The organism is Chryseobacterium sp. VD8 (assembly GCF_037149975.1).
Taxonomy (GTDB): domain Bacteria; phylum Bacteroidota; class Bacteroidia; order Flavobacteriales; family Weeksellaceae; genus Chryseobacterium; species Chryseobacterium indicum.
In genome coordinates, this window is record NZ_JBBCQL010000245.1 from 1 (window position 1) to 6,476 (window position 6,476).

Sequence of the window (6,476 nt, forward strand, 5' to 3'; positions counted from 1 at the left end):
TAACAGTATTTTTAAGTTTTTGAATCTCCTTTTGCTGTTGTATTACATAAAGCGTTAATTCTTCTACTTTTTTTAACAAAAGAATGTTCATTTCTTTTAATTCAATACCATTTTTTATTGCTTCATCCGTTGATGGAACTTCTGGAAGATGTTTATTGGTTTTAATATAATTTTCCAAACTGTTTAAATCCATTAATTTATAACTGTCATCAAAAACATAATCTGCCCATCCATTTGATGAAGCTATATCTACTTTTACTTTTTCGGTTCTAATTCCATCTTTTACAAAAAGACGGTAATCATTACAATCTGTACAAGAGTTATTTGGATTAGTGCCCAAAAAAAGTTTACCGTTTGCTCTTAATGACATAATCCATCCATATGCTGCAGAAGTTCCCCATCCTGCTACGTCAATGATTCCTGGATTATTTGGCTGATATTGTGTGTATCGAAGAAAAACAAGAGAATTTCCATTGTCATGATTAGCTCCTTCGTTTCCTACATAAAAGGTGTCGCTTAGAATATTAGTTAGAACTTGGGTTCGTCCCGATACTTTTAGAGCAATATCGTTTGCGGGAGCTCCGGCTAGTCCAATATTTCCGCTAGAGTTCACTCTTAATCTTTCTTGATTATTGGTTTTTAGTACAAGGTCTTGATTATCAGAAGTTCCAATGTAGTTTGTTCCGGGTACTGTTCCAGAGTTGCCATTTAAATTCCAAGATTGAGCTGTAGAGATTGCATTAATTGCAAGGGCAATTAAGATAATTGTTTTTTTCATGATTAAAAGATTATTTTTTATTTTGTTATAGCTTTGTAAATCTATAAAAATTAAATTACCAAACAATACTTAAAATGTTAATTAAAAATAATAAAATCATTAAATTTCTACTATCACTTTATTTATGTTTAATGACATATTATCTCTATACACATCAATATTACAATTCAGATATTGAAGCTTACATGGGATTAGTATATAAAGCTAATTTCCCTGATATGAAAATTGAAGAGATCCATAAAAAAGTTTATAGTGAACTTAAAGAAAAAGATCCGGATGTAGGTAAGGTAAATATGGAAAGGAAAGAGGAAGCGATCGGAGATAACAGTTATTATAAGAATTTATCTGAAAATCCAAAAATGTATGAGGAAGAACTTCAGTTATTTACAGTAAAACCGTTTTACAATTTAATAAACTCAGTCTTTTTTAAATTTGGATTTTCGGCTTCAACATCTACTTTTCTTATCACTATTATTTCCTATGTCTTAATCGTAATCCTGATTTTTATTTTTTTAATAAAAATACTTAAAAATAATTATCAGGCTTTTATTTTAACCATTTTGATTTCATTATTCAAACCTCTCTTAGATACCTCAAGACATGCTACTCCGGATGGCTTTTCTACATTACTTTTATTACTTAGTTTTTATTTTGTATTAATGAAAAGAAATCTTTTTGTTTCTTCAATATTTGGAATTTTATGTATTCTTACAAGGCCTGAATATTTTATTTTTTATACATTTCTATCTGTACTATTATACTTTTTCAGAAAGGATTTTAAATTTCAATCAAAAGAAATTTTATTTTCAGTTGGCTATTTTACATTAACTTTCGCAATCATACAATATTTTAACCAGATCCCGTGGTCTGTTTTGTTTATGAACCAGTTTACAAAAGTTCAGTTGTATCCGATCTCAAATCCCGATGTATTTAATTTTCGTGAATATTTAAACTGTGTGAAAGGAAAAATACTGTTTGAATGGAATACATCTTACTTCCCGTTACTGCTAATTTTTATCATTATTATTTTAGATTATAGATTAATCATTAGTAAAAACAGAAAAAGTTTAATTTTTTTAGGTCTGTATGTTGCTGTTTATCTTACTGTTTCATTACGTTTCATAATGTTTCCGACATTAGTAAACAGAATGATGGTTGGGTTTTACTTAATTATAATTTTGTCGTTAATTGCGTATCAGAATTCGAAAAAACAAATATTAGCTGATACTATAGAAAAATAGCCAAATAATTACTAATTTTGCTACCTCAAATTATGACAAGTTTTTCAGGATATTTACCCTATGCTTTCGCATTGATTATTGCAATACCTTTTCTGGTTTTGCTGAGACAGTTTGTATTTACTTATATTAAACTTAAAGAGCAGGAAATCAGATTACTTTCCGTAAAGTCCAATTCCGAAAATAAAACCCAGTCTTACGAAAGAATGACGCTATTTATGGAAAGATTAAAACCGTCCAATCTTATCCAGAGGTTCGATAAAGGTCTTGCAGTCCATGAATTTATTTTTCTTACCGAAAAAGCGATCAATGAAGAATTCGATTACAACGCTTCCCAGCAATTGTACATCACTAAAAATTCGTGGAAAAATATTGTCGAGTCAAAAAACGCAGTTATAGAACTTCTTCACAGAACTTACGAAGGAATCAACGGTAATGCAAGCCTTGATGAGTTCAAAACCATTTTTCTGATGAATTATATGGAAGGAGAAGATTATATTTCTATGACCATTGAAGATTTAAGAAAAGAAATTTTAATAATAGCTTAACTAAAAAAATAAATTTTAAATAATGATTCCAAATTTTAAAGCACATCCATGGCACGGAATTTCTGCAGGAGAAGATGCGCCAAATGTTGTCAATGTTTTCGTGGAGATCGTTCCTTCAGACACTATTAAATACGAAGTAGATAAAGAAACTGGATTTTTAAAGGTAGACCGACCTCAGAAATTCTCAAATATTATTCCGGCATTATACGGTTTTGTTCCAAGAACATATTGTGACACTGCAGTAATGAACTTAGCGGTTGAAAGAGGTGCTACAGATGTTACGATGGGAGATCACGATCCACTTGATATCTGTGTTTTAAGCTCTCATAACATTCACGCAGGAGGTTTGTTAATGGAAGCTATTCCAATCGGAGGTTTCAAAATGATCGACGGAGGAGAAGCAGATGATAAAATTGTTGCCGTAATGATCGGCGATCACGCATTCGGACATTTCAGAGATATTTCAGAATTGCCGGAAGCAGAAGTGAAACGATTAATGCACTACTTCCTTACTTACAAGAACTTACCGGATGAGCCTGCAAAATGCAGAATTCAGGAAGTTTACGGGGCAGAACATGCCAAAAAAGTAATCAAAGCTTCTCAGGACGATTATTCAAACAAATACGGAGGATAAATTCTCATATTTCAGGTAAAAGTAAAGGATAGACGGTTTTGTTTATCCTTTTTCTTTTTGATCGTTTTCTATTTTTATTGAAAGTTCAGAAATCACACCCTTCGACAACAATAAATAACAGAAAATATTATCAGTTTTTAATTTTTTAGGAGCTGTTTCCTGCTTTTCACTGTATCTTTTTTGTTACGAGTTCCGCTTCTCTCCGCCCGCAACAAAAAAGGATGTCGTTTCAATCAGGGCTAATCATTATTACTTTTAATATCATACAAACCAAACGTCATAGGTTTTTAAAACCTATGACGTTTTCAGCTGTAACATTTATGAATGATAAAAATCCCTCAAAAGTCCTTTTAATTTTGTCTATCAAATATATTTGTCATCATTGACTGAATGAAATGCCATTGATTTTCCGCAGATTGCATTAAAAAATTAATAACTCAATTTACATAACAGTTATTCAAAATTTAAACATAATAAATTCAATCCGTTTAATCGTTTAACTGCTAATTTTGAAATACTTATAAATATTTTAACATAATCCATAGAAATTATTCGTTATATTTAATAATCTATTACCAAAAAAATATTAAACTATGGATCTATTTGTGTTAGTACCAATTTTTGGTGTCATTGCCTTACTGTATACTTTCATCCAAAGTAACTGGGTAAGTAAGCAGGATGCCGGAAATGAAAAAATGAAAATTATCAGCGGACATATTGCTGACGGTGCGATGGCTTTTCTAAAAGCCGAGTACAGGATTTTAACCTATTTCGTAGTTGTGGTAGCGATTCTTTTAGCGGTGATGGGGATGAGTAATGCCAACTCCCACTGGAGTATCGGGATTGCCTTTATAGTTGGAGCTATATTTTCCGCATCGGCAGGTTTTATCGGAATGAAAATCGCCACAAAATCCAATGTAAGAACAGCACAGGCTGCGAAAACATCTCTTTCAAAGGCTTTAAAAGTTTCTTTTACTGGAGGTTCCGTAATGGGAATGGGAGTCGCTGGATTAGCGGTTTTAGGATTGGGAGCATTGTTCTTAATTATTAAACAGATTTTTGCACCGGATGCGACCGTAGATTCCCACGAAATGGAAAGAACGATTGAAATTCTTACAGGATTTTCTCTGGGAGCTGAGTCTATAGCGCTTTTTGCAAGAGTAGGAGGAGGAATCTACACAAAAGCAGCGGATGTGGGAGCCGATTTAGTGGGAAAAGTTGAAGCCGGAATTCCGGAGGATGATCCCCGAAATCCCGCAACCATTGCAGATAACGTAGGAGATAACGTAGGTGACGTTGCAGGAATGGGAGCTGATTTGTTTGGCTCTTACGTGGCAACGGTACTGGCAACTATGGTTTTGGGAAGAGAAACCATTTCTCAGGATTCTTTCGGCGGTTTTGCCCCGATACTTCTTCCCATGCTTATAGCGGGAACAGGAATTATTTTTTCAATAATAGGAACCCTGTTTGTCCGTATTAATGATAGTGAAGGATCTTCCACCTCAAGTGTGCAGAATGCTTTAAACCTGGGAAACTGGGGAAGTATTGTGATTACGGCGGTAGCTGCTTATTTTTTGGTAAATTATATCTTGCCCGACAAAATGGTTCTCCGAGGACATGAATTCTCTAAAATGGGCGTTTTTGGGGCAATTATGGTAGGATTGGTTGTAGGTACTTTAATGAGTATCATTACAGAATATTACACGGCAATGGGAAAGAGACCGGTTTCGAGCATCGTTAGACAATCTTCGACAGGTCATGCCACCAATATTATCGGAGGTCTTTCTGTAGGAATGGAATCTACACTGCTTCCGATTATTGTTTTGGCAGGCGGAATTTACGGATCATATCTTTGCGCAGGATTATATGGTGTAGCCATCGCAGCAGCCGGAATGATGGCAACAACGGCCATGCAGCTGGCTATTGACGCTTTCGGACCTATTGCAGATAACGCAGGAGGAATTGCCGAAATGAGTGAACTTCCCAAAGAAGTTCGTGAGAGAACGGATATCCTTGATGCAGTAGGCAATACAACGGCAGCCACAGGAAAAGGTTTTGCAATCGCTTCTGCTGCTTTAACGGCTTTAGCTTTATTCGCGGCTTTTGTTGGAATTGCAGGAATTGACGGAATTGATATTTACAGAGCCGATGTTCTTGCCGGATTATTTGTCGGCGGAATGATACCTTTTATCTTTTCATCATTGGCAATCACTGCGGTTGGACAGGCTGCAATGGCAATGGTAGAAGAAGTTAGAAGGCAGTTTCGCGAGATTCCGGGAATTTTAGAAGGAAAAGCACAGCCGGAATATGAGAAATGTGTAGCCATTTCAACCGATGCATCCATCAGAAAAATGATGCTTCCCGGAGCGATTGCTATTGTTTCACCTTTGCTGATCGGGTTTATTTTCGGACCGGAGGTTTTGGGAGGTTTCCTTGCCGGAGCAACGGTAAGCGGAGTTTTAATGGGAATGTTTCAGAATAATGCAGGCGGAGCCTGGGATAATGCAAAGAAATCTTTTGAAAAAGGAGTAGATATCAACGGGCAAACTTACTATAAAGGTTCTGAACCACATAAAGCCTCAGTAACAGGAGATACGGTAGGAGATCCGTTTAAAGATACTTCAGGACCTTCAATGAATATACTGATTAAACTAATGTCGATTGTTTCTCTGGTGATTGCTCCGACATTGGCTGTTTTACATAAAGATAAAATAGATGCCAACAGAAAAGCGAAAATTGAAGCTTTAACAGGCGTCTCAGGTGTTTCGGTGAATAATCCTATAGGAACAGTAGCTGTTGTTCCACAGGAAATTAAAGGTTATGTTAATGAAAACGGAGACTTTGTTTATGATACAGGAAATATTCAGGAAATACAGCTGAATGGAGGAAAAAAAATAAAAATCGGAGAAGGAAGCCAGTTGTATCAAATGTACAATTCGGTTAAAAATAAAGATCAGGGAGTTTTGGATTCGAATAAATGGTTTACGGTAGAAAATCTCTATTTTGAGACAGGTTCCAGTGATTTAAAAGTGGGTTCGGAAGTTCAGTTATTAAATTTAGTTGAAATTATGAATGCCTATCCGTCTTTAAAAATTAAATTGGGAGGCTATACCGATAATTCAGGAAATGAAGAAAGCAACCAGAAACTTTCCAATCTGAGAGCTCAGACCGCAAAACTGAAACTGCTTGAACTTGGAATTTCCGGAGACGGGGTAGAAGCAGAAGGATACGGTTCTCAGCATCCTGTTTGCGCAGCCAACGATACGGACGAATGTATG

At 35.2% G+C, this 6,476-nt stretch carries 4 protein-coding genes and 1 pseudogene; 4 read left to right on the plus strand and 1 reads right to left on the minus strand.

Annotated features, from left to right (window positions below; translation table 11 throughout):
- A pseudogene (locus WFK35_RS19290) lies at positions 1-778 on the minus strand (hypothetical protein); the annotation flags it as partial.
- Positions 779-909: 131 nt separating this feature from the next.
- Here WFK35_RS19290 and WFK35_RS19295 point away from each other — a divergent pair.
- The 4 genes from WFK35_RS19295 to WFK35_RS19310 form a co-directional block, all read left to right on the plus strand.
- Positions 910-2,019: a hypothetical protein gene (locus WFK35_RS19295; protein ID WP_336733983.1), complete on the plus strand. Its 1,110-nt coding sequence runs from the start codon at positions 910-912 to the stop codon at positions 2,017-2,019.
- A 32-nt stretch (positions 2,020-2,051) separates the two neighbouring features.
- Positions 2,052-2,564 carry a DUF7935 family protein gene (locus WFK35_RS19300; RefSeq protein WP_214589665.1) on the plus strand — a complete coding sequence of 171 codons (513 nt, stop codon included), beginning with the start codon at positions 2,052-2,054 and terminating at the stop codon, positions 2,562-2,564.
- 22 nt (positions 2,565-2,586) lie between these two features.
- Positions 2,587-3,198, plus strand: coding sequence for an inorganic pyrophosphatase (locus WFK35_RS19305; protein WP_214589666.1), 612 nt, complete (start codon positions 2,587-2,589; stop codon positions 3,196-3,198).
- A 593-nt stretch (positions 3,199-3,791) separates the two neighbouring features.
- On the plus strand, positions 3,792-6,476 hold a 2,685-nt coding region (locus WFK35_RS19310; RefSeq protein ID WP_336733986.1), incomplete at its 3' end, for a sodium-translocating pyrophosphatase.

Excerpts from the sequence above, each read along its gene's own strand:
- WFK35_RS19295 (WP_336733983.1), top strand. The coding sequence starts at position 910 with ATGACATATTATCTCTATACACATCAATATTACAATTCAGATATTGAA.
- WFK35_RS19300 (WP_214589665.1), top strand. The coding sequence starts at position 2,052 with ATGACAAGTTTTTCAGGATATTTACCCTATGCTTTCGCATTGATTATT.
- WFK35_RS19305 (WP_214589666.1), top strand. The coding sequence starts at position 2,587 with ATGATTCCAAATTTTAAAGCACATCCATGGCACGGAATTTCTGCAGGA.